Source organism: Buttiauxella selenatireducens, assembly GCF_031432975.1.
Taxonomy (GTDB): domain Bacteria; phylum Pseudomonadota; class Gammaproteobacteria; order Enterobacterales; family Enterobacteriaceae; genus Buttiauxella; species Buttiauxella selenatireducens.
Genome location: NZ_CP133838.1, coordinates 4,792,137 through 4,814,578, shown reverse-complemented (window position 1 = coordinate 4,814,578; position 22,442 = coordinate 4,792,137). Strand labels below are relative to the sequence as shown.

Below are 22,442 nucleotides of genomic sequence, written 5' to 3'. Positions count from 1 at the left end.
TACGCCGACTAAAATCAGCCCGCCGCGCTCTCACGCAGGCTAGCTTTTAGCTTGCTGTACTCGTCAATCACATACTGTTCGGCGGCGCGCTGATCGGCAATCGGCTCCACACGCACGGCACAGTATTTGTACTCAGGCGTTTTGGTAATCGGGCTGAGGTTTTCTGTCACCAGCTCGTTACAGGCACCAATCCACCACTGATACGTCATGTAAACCGCGCCCTTATTCGGACGTTCGCTCACATTCGCACGCGTGATGACGCGACCTTTGCGGGAATTAACCCACACCAGCGCTTCATCTTCGATACCCAAACGAGCAGCATCGTCGATGTGGATTTGCGCGTATCCAGGTTCATCCGCCAGGGCTGCCAGTGCCGCACAGTTACCGGTCATTGAACGGCAAGAGTAGTGGCCCACTTCACGCACCGTTGAAAGCACCATTGGGTACTCTTCGGTGACTTTGTCGATTGGCGGCGCCCAGTCACAGGTAAAGAATTCACCCAGACCATTTTCACGGTCGAACTTACCGTCATACAGGAACGAAGTTCCCTGGTCGCTTTCCGCGACATCGCGGCAAGGCCACTGGATATAACCCAATTCGCCCATTTTCTCGTAGGTAGCACCATAGAAGTCAGGGCACAAGCCACGCAACTCATCCCAAATTTCCTGGGTGTTGTTGTAGCTCATCGGGTAACCCATACGGGTGGCGATTTCACTGATAATTTGCCAGTCCGTTTTCAAATCCCACTTCGGTTCTACCGCTTTAAAGAAGCGCTGGAAACCACGGTCAGCGGCGGTGTAAACGCCTTCATGTTCACCCCAGGAGGTGGACGGCAAAATCACATCGGCCGCAGCCGCGGTTTTGGTCATGAAGATGTCTTGTACAATCACCAGTTCGAGATCTTCAAACGCCTTACGCACGGCTGAAAGCTCCGCATCCGTTTGCAGCGGATCTTCACCCATGATGTACGCCGCATGCACTTCGCCATGGGCGACGCGGTGTGGCAATTCGCTGATGCGATAACCGGTGTGCGCAGGTAAAGAATCTACGCCCCAGGCTTTCGCGAACTTCTCGCGGCTTGCTTCATCTTTCACGTACTGGTAGCCCGGATAGGTATCCGGCAGTGCGCCCATATCGCAAGCGCCCTGCACGTTGTTCTGACCACGAACCGGGTTTACACCCACGTTTGGTTTACCCAGATTACCGGTCATCAGCGCAAGACTTGTCAGCGAGCGAACGGTTTCCACGCCCTGATAGAACTGGGTCACGCCCATGCCCCACAGAATCGTGGCTGTTTTTGCGTTTGCATACATACGCGCTGCGTTGCGAATTTCCGACGCGCTCACGCCAGTAATTTCTTCAACGGATTCAGGCGTGTAGCCTGCAACAATTTTGCGATACTCGTCGAAACCTTCGGTACGGGCAGCCACGAAGGACTGGTCATACAGGTTTTCTTCAATAATCACATGCGCCATTGCGTTAAGCAGGGCGATGTTAGAACCATTTTTTAACTGCAAATGCATATCGGCGATGCGCGCGGTTTCAATTTTGCGTGGATCGACAACTATGATTTGCGCCCCTTTTTGCTTCGCACGAATCACGCGGTTAGCAACGATAGGGTGTGAATCTGCCGGGTTGTACCCGAACACAAACACTAAATCGGTATCCTCAATCTCGACGATTGAGTTGCTCATAGCGCCGTTACCGACCGATTGGTGCAGACCTGCAACCGATGGGCCGTGTCAGACGCGTGCGCAGCAGTCAACGTTATTGGTACCAATAACGGCGCGCGCAAATTTTTGCATCACATAGTTGGTTTCGTTGCCAGTACCACGGGAAGAACCGGTGGTCATGATGGCATCGGAGCCGTGTTTCGCTTTGATTTCGCTAAGACGAGTGCTGACGTAGTTCAGTGCTTCATCCCAGGAAACATTTTCGAGTTTGCCGCCTTTCTCGCGACGAATCATCGGTGATTTCAGGCGCGGGGTGAGGATTTTAGTATCGTTAATAAAATCCCAGCCGTAGTAACCCTTCAGGCAAAGATCGCCCTGGTTAGTTTTACCTTGAGCCGCTTCCGCCTTGACGACTTTGCCGTTATCGACCACGAGGTTGATTTTGCAACCTGAGGCACAATAGGGGCAAACCGTGACGACTTTTTTCATCAGTGTTGCTCCAGTCAATGCTGCTAAATGTGTGTGACACTAAACAGCTGATCACATCTCCCCGAAGTAATGCATTATCTATGCCACAAAAAAGAAAGGGGATTGCAGGCATCTTACGGCGATAAAAGCAGCAAAACTCTGACGAAAAACAGGTCATCGTCAAAAGTGACGTGTCGACTTAAGCAGGGTTTGTGACACTGGTTGAAAATTCAGCATGGGTATGCGGCACTCCTTCAACTATCACCCACAATGATTATTTCACCCCTGCATCCTCCACGGAGATGAACCATGAAGCCTGCCATTTTGCTGGTGGATGACGATCTGGCAATTTGTGACGTGCTGCGCGATGTGCTCAATGAACACGTCTTTGAGGTGAGGGTTTGCCATTCGGGGAACGATGCGCTGACAGCGATAACCCAACAACCGGAAATCGCGCTGGTGCTGCTGGATATGATCCTACCTGATATCAATGGGCTGCTTGTGCTGCAACACATTCAGCGCCAGCGCCCGGATTTACCGGTGGTGATGCTAACCGGGCTGGGTAGCGAATCCGACGTGGTTGTCGGGCTGGAAATGGGCGCAGATGATTACATCGCCAAACCGTTTAACCCGCGTGTGGTGGTGGCGCGCGTCAAAGCCGTGCTGCGCCGCAGCGGGGCGCTTGCGATTGAAACAACCACAACAAAAACCAGTGGCCTGCATTTCAATGGCTGGCGACTGGATACCGAACGTTGCCAGCTTTTAAACCCACAGCTTGAACAGATTGACCTAACCCAGGGCGAATACGGCTTATTACTGGCGCTGATGCAAAACGCGCGCAAAGTACTATCGCGTGAAAGATTGCTGGAGCTGACTCACAGCGAAAGCCTCGAAGTATTCGACAGGACTATAGATGTGCTCATTATGCGCTTGCGCAGGAAAATAGAAATAAACCCACACCAGCCTGCATTAATTAAAACTATTCGTGGCATAGGTTATGTATTTTCGGCAGATGTTATTCAGGCGGAAAATAATGCGGCTTGAATTATGACGAGTATAATTTAATAAACAAATGACAACAGTTTTTGTCGGCTTCATGCCTGTTACTCCTTGCCTTGCGGCGAGTAAGAGGCTAATCTCAACTTGTCTAGGGTTGAGGGATAGCCTCGGGTTAACGTCAAAGTTGCCCGGGGCTTTCTTATTCCTTGGATTCAAAGAATATCCCTCACTCATGCTCAGGACTGAAAGCCCTAAGCACCCGCCGCGTAGTTTACGCAGTTTTTATTTATTTTAAATGAAATTAACAATGTAATTTATTATTTAAAATTACATTGTTCTGGAATCTCTCTCGCAAAATAAATTCTATATATTGATGCCGTTATTATTAATGGAACGTCTAATAAATATTAACCATTATCACTAATAAATATCTGTAATTCCGTCAGGGTTTTTGCACCATCAATCGCATTGGCGCATAAAAGATTCGCGCGGGCGCAGGCGTGGGCTAATTTCAGACTATCGATAAGCGGCCATTTTTCATGGCAGCCATATAATATTCCGGCGCAGAACGCGTCACCGGCTCCGACGCTGCCGATAATTTCTTTCTGAGTTAACGTAAACGACGGCACCCAAATCCCTTCACTTCCTGGTTCAACACCCCATGCCCCTTCTGGGCAGTGAATAACGACGCGTTGCCGCACGCCCGCTTCCAGCAGTTGGTTTGCTGCCTGGGCGATATGTTCGATATGGGGTGAGCCATTAGTGTGGCGAATGTCCAACCCGCTAAACTCACCGGCTTCCAGTTCATTAATCACCAGATAATCCAGCCAGCGCAGGGCAGGGAGCACCATCGGGCGATAGCGCGGGTCGCCCTGGCGCGAGACTAAATCAAGCGATGTTTCGTAGCCTTGCTGCGCCATCATCGCCAACAATCTGGCGCTGCGCGTGCCATATTCTGCGTCTTCCATATCCAGACTATCGAGCAGTAATAAATAACCGAGATGGAAGATTTTGAACGACGATTCAAGGCGGTCAAAGGCGGGTAAATCGAGCAGGCGATTGGCTCCCGGTGAGTGAAAAAACGTGCGCTGTCCGCTCGGGTCGGTCATCACCTGCGACATCGACGTCGGCGCGAAAGTGGTGCGATGAACGTGTTGGCGATTCACATGATACTGATCCAACATCGCCATAATGTAGTCGCCGTCGTGGTCGTCGCCCACCAGACCCACCGCCTGAAGCGGCAGGCCGACGTGCATTTTCGCCAGCGTCAGCAACACGTTTAAAGGTGCGCCACCGGTTGAACGTTCACTGTGGACAATTTCCGCAAGCCACCCGCGTTGCGGCCATTGCACAATTTGATGCACATGATCGACCAACATATTTCCGGCGGCAATAATCCCGCTGCGCTCACTCATAACCTCTCCTCACGCCTTGCCTGAACTGCCAAAAACCTGCATTTGCTGGGTGACAACGTCAGTAATCGCCTCTTCAATCCCCAGCAGTAACTCGGCGTATTCGTCATAAATGGCGTGTCGTTGATTCATCCGTTGCTCTATCGCGCCGAGAGCAGCCTGCGACATCCCGGTATAGAAATTGATTTTGTGAATACCGAGAGTTATCGCTTTGCGGAAATCCTCGTCGCTGATGCCTGAACCACCGTGCAGCACCAGCGGCAGGCCAGTTTGCTGACGAATAGCGGCCAGACGATCAAAATCGAGTTTCGGCTCGCCTTTATATTTGCCGTGAGCATTACCGATGGCGACGGCCAGCGTGTCGATACCGGTTCTGTCGACAAAATCACGCGCAACAGAAGGGTCGGTGAATTTGTCGCTGTCGGCCTCGCCATACAGCGCGCCGCCTTCATCACCGCCTACTGCGCCAAGCTCTGCTTCAACCGAAACTCCCACCGCGTGGCACATCTTCACCACCTCACGGGTCTGGCGAACATTCTCTTCATATTCAAGTGTAGAACCATCGAACATCACAGAGCTAAAACCAAGGCGTAAAGCGCGAACGACCGCCTCAAAATGCAGACCGTGATCGAGATTGAGCACCACCGGAATATCGTGGCGCGCCGCTTCGAATTTGACGGCTTCAACCAGCGAATCCAGTGACACATACTTAAAATGGACTTCGGCGATGTTGATAATAAAGGGTGAGTTTTCCTGCTTTGCAGCGGCAAAAAGGGCACGCAGAAAATGGCTGTCGAGCACGTTAAACGCCCCTAATGCATAGCCGTTTGCACGTGCATGAGCCAATCCATCTGCGAGTGAAATTAAAGCCATGAGGATCCCCCTTGAACATAAATTAAAGGTGTTGGCGATATTCGTTGCACAGCAACTGCTGCACGGGTGCGTCTTCGATGATGGTATTAAAGCGTTCGAGCGGCTTGAGAAAACGGTTGTCGCGGTCGTCATCATTGACCATCGACACTTCCCCAACCAGCACGTCGCCATAGCCCGGCTCACCCCAGAAACTGTGGTAAATACCCGGCACGAGACAAATGCTTTCCCCTGGTGAGAGGCGCAACTGACTACCCGCCGCATGGGTCTGGCGGCAGCCATCGATAACGACCGTGACGTCGGTCTCTTCGGTCTGCTCGAACTGATCGGAATTCCACAGCTCAACAATCAAATTACCGCCGCCGCGATTAATAATGTCTTCGCGTTTGCGCCAGTGAAAATGCATTGGCGTGAGCTGCCCTTCACGCACATGCATGATTTTTTCGGCATAGCATTTGGCATACGGCGTGCCATCGGGTGAGCCGTTACGCAGCGTGAACAGCGTCAGGCCTTGAGTAAGAAAGTTATTACCGCCGAACGCTGTCACGTCCCAGCCCAATTTGAGATCGAACACTTCCTGCCAGATTTGTTTATCCACCTGCTGCCATTTTGCCAGGTCAAATGAGGCAAATGGCGGCAGGTGAACGTCGTGCTGCATAAAGAAATGACGCGTCTGTGAGAGGATCTCGTTCACTTCGGAGCGTTTCATTTTGTCTCCTGAAAGCCACTTTCGCCCTCACCCTAACCCTCTCCCACGGGGAGAGGGGACAGTGCGGAGAGGGGATTCACGATTTCCCTCTCTCCGTAGGTAGAAGGGACGGTACGGTTTTCCCCCTCTCCTTTGGGAGAGGGCCGGGGTGAGGGGAAAAGGTTATTTCACCGTCCAGCCCTTATACGTCCCGATATTGTTTTTATCGATCATTGTCACCGGGATCAGCACCGGCTCTTTCGGCGCAGGTTTGCCTTGCAGAATGTCATAACCAATCTCTACCGCTTTCGCCGCCATCACTTGCGGATCTTGCGCAGGCGTCGCCACAAACAGCGTACTTCCACCACGTTTCAGCGCTTCTTCCGCATCCGGGCTGCCATCCACGCCAACAATAAAGAACTCATTACGTTGTGCTTGTTTCGCTGCCAGATCGGCGCCGATCGCGGTCGGATCGTTGATCGCAAATACGCCGTCGATCTTCGGATTCGCCGCCAATAATGACGTCATCACTTCCAGGCCACCTTCACGGCTGCCTTTGGCGTTCTGGTTAGATGAAAGCACTTTGATCTCTGGATGCTTTTTAAACTCGGTTTCGCAGCCTTCAACACGGTTCTGCACGGCGGAAACCGGAGGCCCGTTGATGATCACCACATTGCCTTTGTTTTTCAGGCGATCCGAAATGTACTTACAGGCCATTTCGCCCGCCTGGGTGTTGTTCGACGTGATCGTTGCATCCGCACCTTCCGCGGCAACGTCAACCGCTACCACCACGATCCCGGCATCTTTCGCGCGTTTTACCGCAGGGCCGATCCCTTTAGAGTCCGCCGCGTTGAGGATTATCATGTCGACTTTGGCGGCGATAAAATTATCAATTTGAGAAACCTGCTGGCCGAGATCGTAACCGCTGGAAACCAGCGTCACTTTCACGTTATCGCCTGCAAGTTTGCGGGCTTCAAGCTCCGCCCCTTTGGTAATCTGCACGAAGAACGGGTTGGCGAGATCGCCCACCGTCACTCCGATGGATTTCAATTCTTTTGCCTGAACAAATGGCGCGCTCGCAATCAGGAGTGCGGCGGCTATTAGCTTTAAACGCATGTTGTTTTCCTCACGTAGGGTTGAGTTTTGTTGTTATGGATACAGCTATGCACTTTGATGGTGACGGGTACGGTATTTGTCGATCAGCACCGCAATGATGATCACCGCACCCTTGATCACCAGTTGCCAGAAATACGAAACGCCCATTAACGTCATGCCATTGTTGAGCGTGGCGATAATCAATGCGCCAACCAGCGTGCCGGTTATCGTGCCAATACCGCCGACAAAACTGGTGCCACCGAGAATGACCGCCGCAATGGCATCCAACTCATAACCTGCGCCGAGGTTGCCGTTGGCGCTATACAATCGCGATGCGCTCATCACACCGCCCAGGCCTGAAAGCAGCCCGCTCATGCCATAAACGAACAACAGAACCATCCAGACTTTAATCCCCGTCAGACGTGCCGCCTGCATGTTGCCGCCGACCGCATAAATATGAACGCCGAGCGTGGTGCGCCGCAGGATGAACCAGCACACTACAATCACCGCCAGCGCAATCACTACCAGCCATGGAATCGGTCCCAGATACGAGTTACCAATCCATTCAAAATTGATATTGGAATTAATCACCGTGGTGCCGTCAGCCAGCAAATAGGCCGCACCGCGCAAAGCGGTATAGGTGCCGAGCGTGACGATAAATGGCGGTAATCCTGCCCAGGCGACCAACATGCCATTAAACAATCCAAGCCCGGTGCCCATCATCAGCGCGGCAGGAATCGACAGCGACTCCCAGCCCGGCATCAGCGAAACCACCATTGCTGTCACCGCCGTGGTACCAAGAATCGAGCCGACAGAAAGGTCGATACCGCCGGTCAAAATAATGAAAGTCATCCCGGCGGCGAGAACGATATTGATCGACGACTGGCGGGCAATGTTCAGCAGGTTAGATTCGGTAAAAAAGTTCGGCGTAATAAAACCAAATACCGCCACGATCAGGATCAAAATCGGCAAAATACCGACGGTTTGCATCAAATCGCCGAATAACGCTTTTTTCAACGAGGCGGATTTGCCGACGTGTTGCGGTGTGGTTGGCGCCAGCGGCGTTGCTTTACGTTGATCAATTGCCATGGTGAACCGCCTTTTTGTGGGCATCTTCGACACCGGTTGCCAGCGTCATAATATTTTCTTGAGTGATGTCGGCGGGGTGTAATTCGCCCGCAATGCTACCTTCGCGCATCACATAAACCCGGTCGCTCATCCCGACGATTTCCGGCAATTCGCTGGAGATCATCAGGATCGCCACGCCCTGTTTTGCCATCTGGCTCATGATTCGGTAGATCTCGCTTTTCGCGCCGACATCGACACCGCGCGTGGGCTCATCGAGGATCAAAATACGCGGGCCGATCGCCACCCAGCGCGAAATCAGCAACTTTTGCTGATTGCCGCCGGATAAACCGCCAGCGCGAACTTGTGCATGGGGTACGCGGATATTCAGCAGGCTGATGGCATCGTCAGAAATGGTCTGGGCTTTTTTGCGGTCGAGCCAGCCGTAGTGCGCGTCACGCTCAATTGTTGCCATGGTGATGTTGTCTTGTGCGGCGAGTTCGAGGAACAAACCCTGCTCTTTGCGGTTTTCTGTGAGAAAGCCAATGCCGTGGTGAATAGCTTCACGAGGTGAATGAATCTTGACGGGTTTGCCGTCAATTTCGATGCTCCCACCGGTGGATTTGCGCACCCCGAAAATGAGTTGTGCCAGTTCGGAACGCCCGGCACCGACCAGACCCGCCAGCCCGACGATTTCGCCAGATTTCACCTGTAAACTCACCGGTTGAACTTTGGCCCCATCCGTCAGGTGGTGAACATTCAGACGCACGCTACCCAGTGGAATATCGCGTTCTTTATTGAACAGATCGCTCAGCGGGCGGCCCACCATCATGCGCACCAGTTCATTGGCGTTAAGATTTTCACGCGTCAGGCTGCCGACGTATTGCCCATCGCGCAGCACGCTCACGCGGTCAGAAAGTTCGTACACTTCCGCCATGCGGTGGCTGATATAGATAATCGCCATTCCTTCATCGCGCAGTCGCATAATCAGCTCGAACAGGCGGTGAGTTTCACGAGAAGAGAGGGCGGCGGTGGGTTCATCCATCACCAGAATGCGGCTCTTACGGTGCAGTGCGCGGGCAATTTCCACCTGTTGCTGCTCGGCAATCGTCAGGCGTGAGACTAAATCGCTGGCCTTAAACTGCGCGCCCAGACGGTCAATAACCGTTTGGGCCTGCATCGCCATCTCTTTGCGCTTTACCAGGCCGCCGCGTGATAACTCGCTGCCGAGGAAAATATTCTCGGCGACCGTCAGGTTGGGGGCGAGTTGCATCTCTTGATAAATCAGCGTGATGCCTGCGCTGAGTGCGTCTTTTGGCCCCTTAATGCTGTAAGGCACACCTTCAATCAGGATTTCGCCGCTGGTGGCGGTGTAGGCACCGGCCAAAATCTTCATCAGCGTGCTTTTCCCCGCGCCGTTTTCCCCCATTAATGCGTGAATTTCACCGGGGAATACCGTTAAGTCGACACCTTTCAACGCATAAAACTTGCCGAATGACTTGGCAATATTGCGCATCTCCAGAATGGGAACGCGATTCATGGCGCGACTCCTGCGGGTGAAGTTTTCATTGCTCGCAGTTAAACACGCCCAGGTAAATGGAAGATGTCAAAAGCCGTTCATATTTGTCATATTGCCGGGGATGGCCCTCACCCCAGCCCTCTCCCCCAGGAGAGGGGGAAAACCGTATTATTCTCTCTCCCCCTGGAGAGGGGGAAAACCATATTATTCCCTCTCCTGGGGGAGAGGGAGAAAATCATAACCATACTCGATCCAATCCCCTCTCCCTTGGGAGAGGGCCAGGGTGAGGGGAAATAACCAACACTAAAGCCACTGAAGCCAGGAGCCAACCATGTCACCACCCCGCACACCGTTCTTCGCAAGCGCCCGAGGACGCCTGTTGTCATTCAACCTGCTGGTGGTGGCGGTAACATTGTTGGTGTGTGGCGTGGCGGTGCTGGGGTTTAATCACGCCAGCCGTTTACAAGAACAGGTTCAGGGACAAACGCTCAGTGACATGTCTGGCAGCATGGAGCTGGCGCGGGATACAGCGAATGTGGCGACGGCAGCGGTGCGCCTCACGCAGGTGGTTGGTGCGCTGGAATACCAAAGTGAAGCGCAGCGTTTGAAACAAACACAGCTTGCGTTGCAAAACTCCCTTAATCACCTGGCGAATGCGCCTTTAGCTCACCACGAACCCGCGTTGGTCAAACGCATTACCGAGCGGAGCAACGAGCTGGAAAGCAGCGTGACACGCATGCTGGAACTCGGCCATCGCCGCCATCTGGAACGTAATGCGCTACTCAGTGCGCTGTATCAGAACCAAAGTTATTTGCATCATATTCAGGATATTAATGCCCGGGACGGATTAGCCGTTCCCGAAGCGCGGCTGTTAACCGAAATGGACCGGCTGATTCTGATCGCCATTCAAACGCCTTCCCCAAAAGCCACCGTGGTGCAGCTTACCGAAGTGATGGCACAGCTTCCGACCCATGCCGATTCACCACTGGTTGATGGCATATTGCAGGAGTTCACAGCGCATTTGCGCCAGTTGCTGCCGCTTTCTCAGGCGTTAGATAACAGCGATTTAGGCATCGCCTGGTTTATGTATCACATCAAAGCGCTAGTGGCGTTCCTGAATCAGGACATCAACCAGTATGTGCAAAAGGTGGCGCAGGAGTCGCTCAACCGCACGAATCAAAGCCATAAAGAGCTGCAATCGATGATTGCTTTTATCGGTCTGTTTGCCTTGCTGGCGCTGGTGATCACCGGTTTTGCAGGCTGGTACATTTACCGCAATCTTGGCTCAAATCTCACGGCGATTTCCCATGCCATGACGCGGCTGGCCCGTGGCGAGCGGGATGTCAGCGTACCGGCGTTACAGCGGCGTGATGAACTGGGCGAACTGGCGCGAGCATTTAACGTTTTTGCACGTAATACCGCTTCGCTTGAACACACCTCTAAATTACTCAAAGAAAAAAGCACCCAACTGGAAACCACTTTTCATGCGATGCGCGACGGTTTTGCCCTGTTTGATAACGAGGGGATCTTAGTGGTGTGGAATCCGCAATATCCGTTGTTGCTGGGGCTTCCAGCAGAGCGGCTTCAGCGTGGGCAACACTATTTAAGCCTGCTAAAACACGTGACGCCCTTGCAGGAGCATATTCTCGAAAACCTCTCACGCCCGCTACCCAAACCACAAGAACTGCGGCTGGCAGATAATCGCACTATTGAGCTGCGTTTTAGCCCAGTGCCGGGGCGCGGCATGGTGAACGTCGTTCTGGAGCGTACCGAGCGCAAAGCGCTGGAAGAAGCGCTGGTTCACAGCCAAAAAATGAAAGCGGTAGGGCAGTTAACCGGTGGCCTGGCGCATGATTTTAATAATCTGCTGGCGGTGATTATCGGCAGCCTTGAGCTGACATCGGTGGATTCACCCGACGCAGTACGCATCCAGCGAGCCTTAAAAGCCGCTGAGCGGGGGGCGCAGCTCACTCAGCGTTTGCTGGCTTTTTCTCGCAAGCAATCGCTGCATCCGCACGCCGTTTCGATGAAAAACTTGTTGGAAAATCTCGACCCACTGATTCGTCACTCGCTCCCCGCAGCCCTGACGCTTGAGATTGAAGCGCAGCACCCCGCCTGGCCTGCATGGATCGATGTGAATCAACTTGAGAATGCGATTATCAATCTGGTGATGAATGCGCGGGATGCCATGGATGGGCAAAGTGGCACGATTAAGATCCGCACCTGGAATCAGCGAGTTGTGCGCACAGATGGGGGCAAACAGGACATGGTGGCGCTGGAGGTTATCGACAGTGGTCATGGTATGTCAGAGGAGGTCAAAGCCCAGGTATTTGAGCCGTTCTTCACCACCAAACAGACCGGCAGCGGAAGTGGTCTGGGTTTATCGATGGTCTATGGGTTTGTGCGCCAGTCAGGGGGGCGAGTACAAATTGAAAGTGCGCTTGGGCAAGGAACGCTGGTGCGTTTGCAGCTCCCACGAGCGCCCGCACAAGCGCTCAGCGAAGCCTTGCCTGAGCCGCTGGCGGCAAATAACGATGAAGATCAATTGGTGTTGGTGCTGGAAGATGAGCTCGACGTGCGCCAGACGCTGTGTGAGCAGTTACATCAATTGGGCTATCTGACGCTGGAAACCGGCGACAGCCAGCAGGCGCTGCAATTTCTCAAGGATGTACCAGAGATTCAGGTTCTGATTAGCGACCTGATGTTACCCGGGCCGATGAGTGGCGCTGATGTTATCCAACACGCCCGCGATAACTATCCACATCTCACGTGCTTGCTGATCAGCGGCCAGGATTTGCGCCGCAGCAGCCAGCAATTTCCCCAGGTGGAGCTCCTGCGCAAACCTTTTAATCAGCAAAAACTGGCACAATCTTTACGCAGAAGTAGACATTCGTAAGCTGCATTGCAAATCAATGAAAAGGTCACTCGCAAACAATTGACTCAGAGTCCAGAAGAAGACATTAATAGAAAGACCCCTTCCAGTATCCCAGGAGGAAGTGGGTGGGTTTAGGAACACAACTTAGCCGCCACATTTATTGTTATGCACCTCATTGATCATCCTGTAGCAAGGACTAAGCCCCTCTGCAAAGAGGGGCTGACTTTACCCCTCTTTCCGCATGTCACCTGTTGAATCAACGTCAATGACACGTTATTAAATCATCGACACCTGGTATCACTGAAAAAGAGTTGTTCTACGAATTGAGAATACTCCGCTGTTGAGATGCGGGGACTTTCCCTATCGTTTTCAGAGTTACCAGACATCAGACAGGCTTATGAATCGATACTCCACATTACTGCTGCTCGGCAGCCTGACCATGGCAACATTTGCCCGTGCTGATGCGCTGGATGGTCTGTTTGATAATTCCATTGTCAGCTCAATTTCGCAGGCACTTAATGATGCCTACCATCCAGACGATGGCCGCAACAATGACGACAATAAATCGTATGAGGATGATTCGCGCGCGCGTAATAACGACAATGAAAGACGTCGGTATGAGGATCGCCAGCGGCAGCTTGAAGACCGGCGTCGCCAGTTGGATGAGCAGCAACGCCAGTTAGATAACCAACGTCGCCAGCTTGAAGACGATGAACGTCGCCTGGATGAGGATTATCGTTAAGTTTTTTGTATGAGATGAGTTTCGGGCGGGGGTGAGTTGCTACGTCATCTGCTCTCAATTCATGCTACGCCTCGCAAATCACCATTCCATCAAACCCAGCTTCATACCCTTTTGGCAGTTCGTTCTCTATCAACCAACAATCAAACTGATGGCTGATGTGCGTGAGGATCACTCGCGGGCAGCCGATGTATTCATTCAGTTTAACGACGGTATTCAGATCGCAATGGTTGTTAGGCGTTTGCGCTCTCGGCTCGTGGCTGCAATCAATCACGATAACCTGCGGCTTATTGTTTGCCAGAAACTTCAACGTCTTATCCGGCAACCCGGCGGTATCACTTAACCATGCCACGCGGCTGTGCGGCGTTTCGAACAGATAACCGAGCGTGAGTTTTGAATGGTTAAGTGGCAGAGGCGTGATGCGCAGCGCTTGCAGCGTAAACCCGACAAAGGGCTCAAGCCGGTGGCTGAAATCCAGGATGCCGGGGTGTTTAAACAGGTCGTCGCAGCCGTGTTCATCGGCGGGGCCGTAAACCGGGATCTTCTCGCCCACGCCCCAACGCAGCGGGAACAGGCCCTGCACGTGATCCATATGGTAATGCGTCAGCAAAAATTGCTGAAATTCGCCAGGCCGCCAGTGGTCCATCAAATCAGGAATGCCCGCATCCAGAAGCGTCACCGCATCGTTGAACTTCACCACTGCGCTACAAGGCTTGCGGCGATATTGCGGGTTTTTGCGAGCCCGCTCGCAGGCCGCACAAGAGCAACCAAAAGCAGGAACCAGTTGTGCGCCGCCGGTACCGCTAAGCGTGAGTGTCAGGCTCATAGGGGTTCTCCACCGGTTTGGTAAAGCGAACATGCGTTGGCTGATAACCTTCTCGTTCGTAGAATCGATGGGCATCAAGGCGCTTTTTGCTGGTGGAAAGCTCGGTCAGTTCCGCGCCGTTAAGACGCGCATGATCTTCGGCCCAGGCCAATAATTTACTGCCCACGCCATAGCCGCGTGCCTGCGGCATCACCACCAGTTCCTGAATCTCACCGACCCAGTTCACATGATGCAGGTGGAACTGCATATGCAAACCGATCATGCCGACCACTTCACCGTTAAGCACCGCGAGTTGGTAATGCAAATGGCTATCTGCGAGGTTTGCCGCAAACCCAGCATTAAACGCCTGGCGGTTAAATTCGGCCTGCTTTAGCTCGCAAATCAAAGCGTAAACGGCATCGGTGTCGGCAAGGTTGGCAGGACGAAATTCGAGGTTATCAGACATGGCGCGGCTCTTTTTTGTAAAAATGGACGATATTGGTATTGCGCTGGCTTTCTACCATACGCATAAACGATAAGACAGCCTCCGCCAGGCTGCCATCGTTATTAAGTACCAGACAATCGTCTAAATCCGGGGCATAGAAGGCCGCGCGTTGCAGGCGTTGCTCGATTTGCTGCGTGCTTTCGCGCCCGCGTTGCTCGAGGCGCTTACGCAAAACATCGGTCGAAACATGCAGACAAATCGGCACCAGCGCTTCGCCATAACGCGCCCGCGCTTGCGCCAGATGTTGGCGTGAGCCATTCACCACCACATCGAAGCCAGAATCGAGCCAGATATCCAGCTCAATGCCGACGCCATAACGTTGGTGGTGCGCTTGCCAGCACAAAGCGAACAAACCTTGCTGCTGGCGCTGGGTGAACTCCTTTTCACTCAGCGCGACGTGATTTTCACAGCCCGCGTCGGCGGCGCGGGTGATGTAACGGTGAGCCACCAGCAGTTGATTATTCTCCTGCTGGCGCAGCGCGCTCAGCAGGCTGTCTTTTCCTGAGCCTGACGGCCCCATCAACCAGACTATTTTGCTCATCAGAACACCCGTATTCCCTGACGCCAGACATGGCCGACGTGGATGTGATCGCTATGAAGATGCGCCAGTACCATGTCGGCACGCTTACCCTCTGCCAGTACACCGCGATCGGCCAGATTCAGTGCTTTGGCTGGATTACGTGTCACCAGCGCGACGGCTTGCGGCAACGTAATGCTGTTGGTTTCGTCTTGCGCCACGCGGAAAGTCGCGTCCAGTAAACTGGCCGGATAATAATCCGAGGAGAGAATATCCAGCAGGCCGACTTGCGCCAGTTGATGGGCTGCCACGTTGCCGGAATGCGAGCCGCCTCGCACGATATTCGGCGCGCCCATGAGTACGCTCAAGCCATGTTCGCGTGAGGCCTGTGCGGCTTCAAGCGTGGTGGGGAATTCAGCAATCACGCTGCCCAGTTCGTGGGATTCTGCGACGTGCGCCGCAGTTGCATCGTCGTGGCTGGCAAGGGCGATATTGCGTTCGCGGCACTCGGCGGCAATCGCCAGACGATTAGGCTGCGACCAGCGTTCGGCCAGCGCCAGTTGCTCGGCTTCATAGCTGTTCATATCGGCGTCGCTCAGTGAATATTTTCCCTGATAATATTCGCGATATTTGACCAAATTTGCGAACTGGCGCTGGCCCGGCGAGTGGTCCATCAATGACACCAGCGACACGCCATCACGTTGGATTAACTGCTGAAACAGCGGCAATGTGGTGTGATGCGGCAGTTCGCAACGCAGATGCAGGCGGTGCTCGGCGCGGTTGATGCCACGCGCCTGGCTGTGTAACACCGCATTAATCATCTTCTCCAGGTTTTCCAGACGGTCACCGCCGTCGCGTACATCGCCCAGCGCCACGGCATCCAGCACCGTCGTAATGCCGCTGGCGACCATCATCGCGTCGTGGCTGCTCATTGCAGAATGCGCCGGCCAGTCGACTTTCGGGCGCGGGGTGAAGAATTTATCCAGATTATCGGTATGCAGTTCGATAAGCCCTGGCAGCAACCAGCCGCCTTCGCCGTCTTGCGCTTGTGGCAATTGACTTGGGCTGTCGGCAAAGTTACGAATCACCCCTTCGCTCACTTCCAGCGAGCCACTCACCACTTCATTTTCCAGCACTAATTTTACGTTATTGATAATCATGCTGTGCCTCCACTGCTGCCATCGGGGTTGCCATATTGTGCAGTCTGTCTGCGACCTGATTACGCACGGCCTCGTCGTGGAATATCCCAACTACCGCCGCACCGCGTGCTTTGGCTTCCAGAATCAGCGCCACTACGGCCGCGCTGTTTTTCGCATCCAGCGAGGCAGTCGGTTCATCGAGCAGCAAAATCGGGTAATCAACGATAAAGCCACGGGCGATATTCACGCGCTGTTGTTCGCCGCCGGAAAACGTGGACGGAGCGAGGTTCCACAGGCGTTCCGGCACGTACAGACGGGTGAGTAACATGGAGGCTTTGTCTTCACAGACGTCACGCGATACGCCTAAATCCAGCAGCGGCTGCATCACCACCTCTAACGCGGAAATACGCGGGATAACGCGCAAGAACTGGCTGACCCAGCCGATGGTCTGACGGCGCACCGCCAGCACGTCACGCGCCGGAGCCTGCACGATGTCCAGCCACTGCTCGTTATGCTTGACCCAGATATGCCCAACATCCGGCAAATAGTTGGCGTACAACGAGCGTAAAAGCGTGGATTTTCCGCTGCCGGAGTGGCCGTGTAGCACGACGCATTCGCCACCTTTCACTTCAAGCGAGGCGTTCGACAGCACCGGCAAACGAATGCCGTGCTGGTGGTGTAACACAAAGGTTTTGCTCAGGTTTTCAACCCGTAATCTGGTCATCGTGCGCACCTAATTCTGAAGGACGGAAGAAACAAGCAGTTGGGTATACGGGTGGTGCGGGTCGTCGAGTACGCGGTCAGTCAGGCCACTTTCCACGACTTGCCCCTGCTTCATCACCAGCAGGCGGTCGGCCAACAAACGTGCCACGCCCAAATCGTGCGTCACAATCACCACCGCCAGGTTCAGCTCGCGCACCAGGCCGCGTAATAAATCGAGCAAACGCGCCTGTACCGAAACATCCAGCCCGCCGGTTGGCTCATCCATAAACACCAGTTTCGGATGCGTCACCAGGTTGCGGGCGATTTGCAGGCGTTGCTGCATGCCGCCAGAAAATGTCGTTGGCAGGTCGTCGATACGCGAGGCCGGAATTTCCACTTCCTCTAACCAGCGCTGGGCGGTGGCCCGAATGTCACCGTAATGGCGCGCACCGGTTGCCATTAAACGCTCGCCGATATTGCCGCCTGCCGAAACGTGGCGGCGCAGGCCGTCCATCGCGTGTTGGTGAACCACGCCCCATTCGGTGCGCAGTAAGCGGCGGCGCTCGCCTTCGCTCATGCCATACAGCGACGAATCCAGGTAAACCACTTCGCCGTTTTGCGGGGCCAGGCGCGCCGAGATCGATTTCAGCAGCGTGGTTTTGCCGGAGCCAGATTCGCCCACAATCCCCAGCACTTCGCCGGGATAAAGCTCAAATGAAACGTCGCTGAAGCCTTTGCCGGGTGCGTAAAGGTGCGTCAGATTGTTGACGGAAAGTAAGGGTTGAGTCATTGGCTTGCGGCCTCGCTGTTCTGGCGGCAGAAATCGGTATCGGAGCAGACGAACATGCGGCTGCCCGCATCGTCGAGCACCACTTCATCCAGGTAACTGTGGTGAGAGCCGCAAATGGCGCACGGCTCTTCCCATTCCTGAACGGTGAACGGATGGTCGTCAAAATCGAGACTTTCGACGCGGGTATACGGCGGCACCGCGTAGATGCGTTTTTCACGCCCGGCACCGAACAGTTGCAGCGCAGGCATCATGTCCATTTTCGGGTTGTCGAATTTCGGAATGGGCGACGGGTCCATCACGTAGCGCTCATTCACCTTCACCGGATAGGCGTAAGTGGTGGCGATGTGGCCGAAACGGGCGATGTCTTCGTACAATTTCACCTGCATCACGCCGTACTCTTCCAGAGCGTGCATGGTGCGGGTTTCGGTTTCGCGCGGTTCGATAAAGCGCAGCGGCTCAGGGATCGGCACCTGATAAATCAAAATCTGATCTTCGGTCAGCGGCGTTTCCGGGATGCGGTGGCGCGTCTGAATTAGCGTGGCGTCGGCGGTAGATTCGGTAGTGGCCACGTTGGTGACGCGCTTGAAGAAGTTGCGAATCGACACCGCATTGGTGGTGTCGTCCGCACCCTGGTCAATCACCTTCAGCACGTCGTTTTCACCAATCACACTGGCGGTTATTTGAATGCCGCCGGTTCCCCAGCCGTAGGGCATCGGCATTTCACGCCCGCCAAACGGGACTTGATAACCCGGAATGGCGACCGCTTTCAGAATGGCGCGGCGCAGGGTGCGCTTGGTTTGTTCATCAAGATAAGCAAAGTTGTAGCCGCTTAAATTAGCCATTTGCGCGCTCCTTAATCAGACGGTTCAGCAGTTCCAGTTCGGCCTGGAAATCGACGTAGTGCGGCAGTTTCAGATGCGAGACAAAGCCCGCGGCTTCGACGTTATCGGCATGGGCCAGCACGAACTCTTCATCCTGCGCGGGGCCCGCGACGGTGTCGTCGTAGTCCGGGGCTTGCAGGGCGCGATCAACCAGCGCCATCGCCATCGCTTTGCGTTCGCTCATGCCAAACACCAGCCCGTAGCCACGCGTGAAGTGTGGATCTTCGTTCTCTGGTGCCACAAAGCCGTTCACCATTTCGCACTCGGTTATCAGCAGCTCGCCGATGTTCACCGCAAAACCCAGCTCTTCCGGCGTGATTTCCAGATCCACATAACCGCTGCGAATTTCCCCCGCGAACGGGTGGTTGCGCCCGTAACCGCGTTGGGTGGAGTAGGCGAGTGCCAGCAAATAACCTTCGTCGCCGCGCACCAGTTGTTGCAGGCGCGAGGAGCGGGAACACGGATAAACCGGCGGCTGGCGGGTGATGTCATCAGGCTGTTCGCCGTTGTCTTCTTCAGCTTTTGCCAGCCCCTGTTTTTCCAGCAGACTGAAAACGTGCGGCGTGGCTTCGGTAATCTGGTCGTCAGCCTTTTTAAGCTGTGGCGTTTCGCCGTTTGCCAGCAAGGTGAAGTCCAGCAGGCGGTGGGTGTAATCGTAAGTTGGGCCGAGCAACTGGCCGCCTGGCACATCTTTGTAGACCGCGGAAATACGGCGTTCTAAGCGCATATCGGCGGTGTTCAGCGGTTCGCTCACCGCCAGGCGCGGCAGCGTGGTGCGGTAAGCGCGCAGCAGGAAAATGGCTTCGACCATATCGCCGCTGGCCTGCTTGATGGCGAGCGCCGCCAGTTCGCGGTCGGCAATGCCCCCTTCGGTCATCACGCGGTCAACCGCCAACCCTAACTGTTGCTCGATTTGCGCGACGCTCAGTTCAGCCAGGTTTTGGCTGCCACGGCGCTTGTGTTCCTGGAGTTCGTGGGCGGCGGCAATCGCCTTTTCGCCCCCTTTGACGGCGACGTACATCAGCACACCTCCACGTGAGTGGTGCGAGGAATCGCCAGCAGGCGGTCGCCGCAGGTGAGAATCAGGTCGATGCCCAGCGGGAACGGGTGCGGGCGCTCGGTGAGTTCGTGAATCACGCAGTCAGGCAGCTGCGGGGCAATCATGCGTTCTTCGCGAATACCCGCGCCGGTTAAGCGCAACATGCGGCCACCGCTCAGGCTTGGCACTTGCAAAATCAGCGTTGCGCTGGTGTCGGGAGCGACGTCGGTGCCTTGCGCCAGTGCGTTGAGTTGCCCGGCAGTAATCGTGCTATCGGCGACGGCAAACTGCGCATGTTCTGGTGTTTCGGTTACAGGGGCATTTGTATGAAAACGGACATTTTGCAGTGCTACGTCATTGCTTAACGCCTCGCTAATCCATACCGGCGTGTCGTTGTCGGCAAGTGTGAGCAGCACGCTGGTGGAGGCGACATTCAACGGTTTCCAGCCATGTTGCAACGAATGCAGGGCGACGATCACACCCGGTTCGCTCATCGCTTTGAGCAGGCGACGGAAACTCTGTTGGGCATCCTGTACGGGTAGGTTAAAAGCGGTCATCAGGGTCATGCGTTATCTCCGCGAACCAGAGTGAAGAAGTCGACTCGGCTGCTATTAATTTGTGTGCGGCGTGCGGACAGGCGCTGTTCGCGGTTTGCTACCAGCGGCGCAATTAAGGTTTCTTGCAGAGTCCGAAATCGAACTTTTTCCTGCATCAGCGCGTCGATGACGGCGCAAAGTTCAGCGTGGGTTTTATTGCGCCCTAATGAATAGCTGTAACCGTAAGTGCCATTGGCAAGCTGCACGACGGCGCGGGTTAGCGTGGTATCACCGGCGAAAAAGCGTTGCCCGGTTGCGCCCATCCGCGCCTGAATCTGTACCAGCCCAGTTTCGGGTTGGCGGATAACCTGATATTCAGGATTCAGTTTTTGTTCTGCCCAAAGTGCTGCCAGTTCTTGTGGCTGGCTGTGGGCGAGCACGGCCATCCACTGTTGGCGCTGTGCGACATCAAAATGCGGTGCGTCCATTTAGTGCTCCATGGTGAATTCAATCATGTCGGCACGGGTCAGACTGACGGAGTATTCCGCCGGCGACGCGTGGCCTTCACGGTGGTTAAGGGTGCGTACGCAGAGCAGCGGCGCCATGTTGGGGATTTCCAGCAGGCGGCTTTCTTTGGCCTGAGCGCGGCGTGCGCTGATGCGTGTTTGAGTGCGTTTAAGGCTAATACCGAGCTGTGCCTGGATAACGTCGTGTAGCGAACCGCTGTTGAAGTGTTGCAGCGTGGGCCACCAGGAAAGGTCGGCAAAGTAGTGGTCAATCAGGCACACCGCGATGCCGTTAACGCGGCGCAATGTGCGCAGATGAATAATGTTCTCGCCTTCGGTGATGCTCAGCGCGTCTGCCACATGGCTTGAGGCTGGGCGCAATACGGCGAGTAAGCGCTCGCTGGTGGGGTGGCTTCCCTGGTCGAGTAGGTTCTGGCTAAAACGAGCCTGCGCGTTCAGCGGGTAATCGAACGGGCGCATCAACACCAGCACGCCGATTCCCTGGCGGCGCTGTACCCAGCCCTTTTCGACTAACTGGTCGATGGCGCGGCGCAGCGTGTGGCGATTCACCTCAAAACGTGCCGCCAGTTGGCTTTCGGCTGGCAGGTAGTCGCCACAGCGGTAGTTTTTACGCAGCTCCTGTTCGAGCAGGGCGGCGATTTCCTGGTAACGCGTCGGGTAACTGGTCGGATGTCTGGATAAGTGCATCGTCAACAAAGCCTCGTTAAATAAAGTGCTTACGCAGTCGTTGCGACAGGAAATCCAGCAGGCTGACGGTGATGATGATGACAATCATCAGCGCGCAGGTTTGCTGGAACTGGAATCCACGAATCGCTTCCCAAAGTGTTACGCCAATCCCGCCTGCACCCACCATGCCGACCACCGTTGCCGAACGGACATTCGACTCGAAGCGATAGAGCGAGTAGGAGATAAGCAGTGGCATCACTTGTGGCAGCACGCCGTAAATGATCTCTTCAAGTTTGTTGGCACCGGTGGCGCGAATGCCTTCAACCGGGCCGGGTTCGATGGCTTCCACCGCTTCAGAAAGCAGTTTCGAGAGCACGCCGGTGGTGTGAATAAACAGAGCTAAAACACCTGCGAATGGGCCCAGGCCGACGGCGACCACGAATAACATCGCAAACACCATTTCGTTGATGGCGCGGCAGGCGTCCATCAGGCGGCGTATCGGTTGGTAAACCCACCAAGGCACCAGGTTGTCGGCGCACATCAGGCCGCAAGGGATGGAAAGGACGATGGAAAGTGCGGTGCCCCAGACGGCGATTTGCAGCGTGACGCCCATTTCGCTGAGGTATTGCTGCCACTGGCTGAAATCAGGTGGGAAGAAGTCGGCGGCGAAGGTCGCCATATTGCCCGCATCGCGGAACAAGGTGAGCGGGGCCATTTCCGCGCCTTGCCAGGAGGCAACGAGTACCGCCAGCAAGATCGCCCAGCTGAGTAGCGAGAACCAGCTACGTTTGGGTGCGGCGACTTGAATGGTTTGTTGCATGTGGTGCTCCGTTAATCGTTTGAGTTCGGACGCCCTCACCCTTTGAAAACCACCCTCACCCTAACCCTCTCCCTGAGGGAGAGGGGACTGACCGAGTAGTTCCCCCCTCTCC

General features: G+C 54.7%; 22 protein-coding genes. 3 read left to right on the top strand and 19 right to left on the bottom strand.

Translation table 11 applies throughout. The annotated features are described in order from the left end of the window. Positions 1-14: 14 nt before the first annotated feature. Positions 15-2,162, bottom strand: coding sequence for a formate dehydrogenase subunit alpha (fdhF, locus tag RHD99_RS22085; protein WP_309876620.1), 2,148 nt, complete (start codon positions 2,160-2,162; stop codon positions 15-17). 288 nt (positions 2,163-2,450) lie between these two features. On the opposite strand from fdhF, the gene RHD99_RS22080 reads away from it, so the two are divergent. Beyond that, the gene (locus tag RHD99_RS22080) at positions 2,451-3,185 is read left to right on the top strand and encodes a response regulator transcription factor (RefSeq protein ID WP_309876619.1); all 735 of its coding nucleotides are present in this window, start codon (positions 2,451-2,453) and stop codon (positions 3,183-3,185) included. Between the two features lie 362 nt (positions 3,186-3,547). Here RHD99_RS22080 and RHD99_RS22075 read toward each other — a convergent pair whose 3' ends face one another. The 6 genes from RHD99_RS22075 to RHD99_RS22050 form a co-directional block, all read right to left on the bottom strand. Next, the gene (locus tag RHD99_RS22075) at positions 3,548-4,555 is read right to left on the bottom strand and encodes a carbohydrate kinase family protein (protein WP_309876618.1); all 1,008 of its coding nucleotides are present in this window, start codon (positions 4,553-4,555) and stop codon (positions 3,548-3,550) included. 9 nt (positions 4,556-4,564) lie between these two features. Beyond that, a complete protein-coding gene (locus RHD99_RS22070) occupies positions 4,565-5,425 on the bottom strand; it encodes a ketose 1,6-bisphosphate aldolase (RefSeq protein WP_309876617.1) in 861 nt (286 codons plus the stop codon). Between the two features lie 22 nt (positions 5,426-5,447). After that, entirely contained in the window at positions 5,448-6,131 is a 684-nt protein-coding gene (locus tag RHD99_RS22065; protein ID WP_309876616.1) for a D-lyxose/D-mannose isomerase, read from the bottom strand. A gap of 162 nt (positions 6,132-6,293) precedes the next feature. Continuing rightward, positions 6,294-7,226: an ABC transporter substrate-binding protein gene (locus RHD99_RS22060; RefSeq protein ID WP_183272435.1), complete on the bottom strand. Its 933-nt coding sequence runs from the start codon at positions 7,224-7,226 to the stop codon at positions 6,294-6,296. Positions 7,227-7,271: 45 nt separating this feature from the next. Then, entirely contained in the window at positions 7,272-8,294 is a 1,023-nt protein-coding gene (locus RHD99_RS22055) for an ABC transporter permease subunit (RefSeq protein ID WP_183272436.1), read from the bottom strand. Continuing rightward, positions 8,284-9,810: a sugar ABC transporter ATP-binding protein gene (locus RHD99_RS22050; RefSeq protein ID WP_309876615.1), complete on the bottom strand. Its 1,527-nt coding sequence runs from the start codon at positions 9,808-9,810 to the stop codon at positions 8,284-8,286. Before RHD99_RS22050 ends, RHD99_RS22055 begins: the two co-directional genes overlap by 11 nt. A gap of 310 nt (positions 9,811-10,120) precedes the next feature. Between RHD99_RS22050 and RHD99_RS22045 the strand changes: the two genes are divergently transcribed. Together RHD99_RS22045 and yjdP are read left to right on the top strand one after the other, a co-directional pair. Then, positions 10,121-12,685: an ATP-binding protein gene (locus RHD99_RS22045; RefSeq protein ID WP_309876614.1), complete on the top strand. Its 2,565-nt coding sequence runs from the start codon at positions 10,121-10,123 to the stop codon at positions 12,683-12,685. Positions 12,686-13,061: 376 nt separating this feature from the next. Further along, positions 13,062-13,406 (top strand): DDRRRQL repeat protein YjdP, encoded by a 345-nt coding sequence (yjdP, locus tag RHD99_RS22040; protein WP_309876613.1) that lies wholly within the window; start codon positions 13,062-13,064, stop codon positions 13,404-13,406. Positions 13,407-13,470: 64 nt separating this feature from the next. On the opposite strand, the gene phnP is transcribed toward yjdP, so the two are convergent. The 12 genes from phnP to phnE are packed head-to-tail and all read right to left on the bottom strand — an operon-like array spanning position 13,471 to position 22,330. Further along, a complete protein-coding gene (gene phnP, locus RHD99_RS22035) occupies positions 13,471-14,229 on the bottom strand; it encodes a phosphonate metabolism protein PhnP (RefSeq protein ID WP_309876612.1) in 759 nt (252 codons plus the stop codon). Then, positions 14,207-14,674 carry an aminoalkylphosphonate N-acetyltransferase gene (gene phnO, locus RHD99_RS22030; protein WP_309876611.1) on the bottom strand — a complete coding sequence of 156 codons (468 nt, stop codon included), beginning with the start codon at positions 14,672-14,674 and terminating at the stop codon, positions 14,207-14,209. The genes phnP and phnO overlap by 23 nt, the downstream gene beginning before the upstream one ends. Continuing rightward, positions 14,667-15,257: a ribose 1,5-bisphosphokinase gene (gene phnN / locus RHD99_RS22025; protein ID WP_309879242.1), complete on the bottom strand. Its 591-nt coding sequence runs from the start codon at positions 15,255-15,257 to the stop codon at positions 14,667-14,669. The genes phnO and phnN overlap by 8 nt, the downstream gene beginning before the upstream one ends. After that, on the bottom strand, positions 15,254-16,390 hold the full coding sequence (gene phnM, locus RHD99_RS22020) for an alpha-D-ribose 1-methylphosphonate 5-triphosphate diphosphatase (protein WP_309876610.1): 1,137 nt from the start codon (positions 16,388-16,390) through the stop codon (positions 15,254-15,256). The genes phnN and phnM overlap by 4 nt, the downstream gene beginning before the upstream one ends. Then, positions 16,377-17,093 carry a phosphonate C-P lyase system protein PhnL gene (gene phnL / locus RHD99_RS22015; RefSeq protein ID WP_309876609.1) on the bottom strand — a complete coding sequence of 239 codons (717 nt, stop codon included), beginning with the start codon at positions 17,091-17,093 and terminating at the stop codon, positions 16,377-16,379. Before phnL ends, phnM begins: the two co-directional genes overlap by 14 nt. Positions 17,094-17,102: 9 nt before the next feature. Beyond that, complete coding sequence (gene phnK / locus RHD99_RS22010; RefSeq protein WP_183272447.1) at positions 17,103-17,861, bottom strand: phosphonate C-P lyase system protein PhnK; 759 nt, start codon at positions 17,859-17,861, stop codon at positions 17,103-17,105. Further along, entirely contained in the window at positions 17,858-18,703 is an 846-nt protein-coding gene (locus RHD99_RS22005) for an alpha-D-ribose 1-methylphosphonate 5-phosphate C-P-lyase PhnJ (RefSeq protein WP_309876608.1), read from the bottom strand. The genes phnK and RHD99_RS22005 overlap by 4 nt, the downstream gene beginning before the upstream one ends. Next, positions 18,696-19,763, bottom strand: coding sequence for a carbon-phosphorus lyase complex subunit (locus tag RHD99_RS22000; RefSeq protein ID WP_309876607.1), 1,068 nt, complete (start codon positions 19,761-19,763; stop codon positions 18,696-18,698). Before RHD99_RS22000 ends, RHD99_RS22005 begins: the two co-directional genes overlap by 8 nt. Then, on the bottom strand, positions 19,763-20,347 hold the full coding sequence (phnH, locus tag RHD99_RS21995) for a phosphonate C-P lyase system protein PhnH (protein ID WP_309876606.1): 585 nt from the start codon (positions 20,345-20,347) through the stop codon (positions 19,763-19,765). Before phnH ends, RHD99_RS22000 begins: the two co-directional genes overlap by 1 nt. Continuing rightward, positions 20,344-20,805: a phosphonate C-P lyase system protein PhnG gene (gene phnG / locus RHD99_RS21990; RefSeq protein ID WP_309876604.1), complete on the bottom strand. Its 462-nt coding sequence runs from the start codon at positions 20,803-20,805 to the stop codon at positions 20,344-20,346. The genes phnH and phnG overlap by 4 nt, the downstream gene beginning before the upstream one ends. Continuing rightward, positions 20,806-21,531: a phosphonate metabolism transcriptional regulator PhnF gene (gene phnF / locus RHD99_RS21985; protein WP_309876603.1), complete on the bottom strand. Its 726-nt coding sequence runs from the start codon at positions 21,529-21,531 to the stop codon at positions 20,806-20,808. A gap of 16 nt (positions 21,532-21,547) precedes the next feature. Further along, entirely contained in the window at positions 21,548-22,330 is a 783-nt protein-coding gene (gene phnE / locus RHD99_RS21980) for a phosphonate ABC transporter, permease protein PhnE (RefSeq protein WP_309876602.1), read from the bottom strand. Between the last annotated feature and the right edge of the window lie 112 nt (positions 22,331-22,442).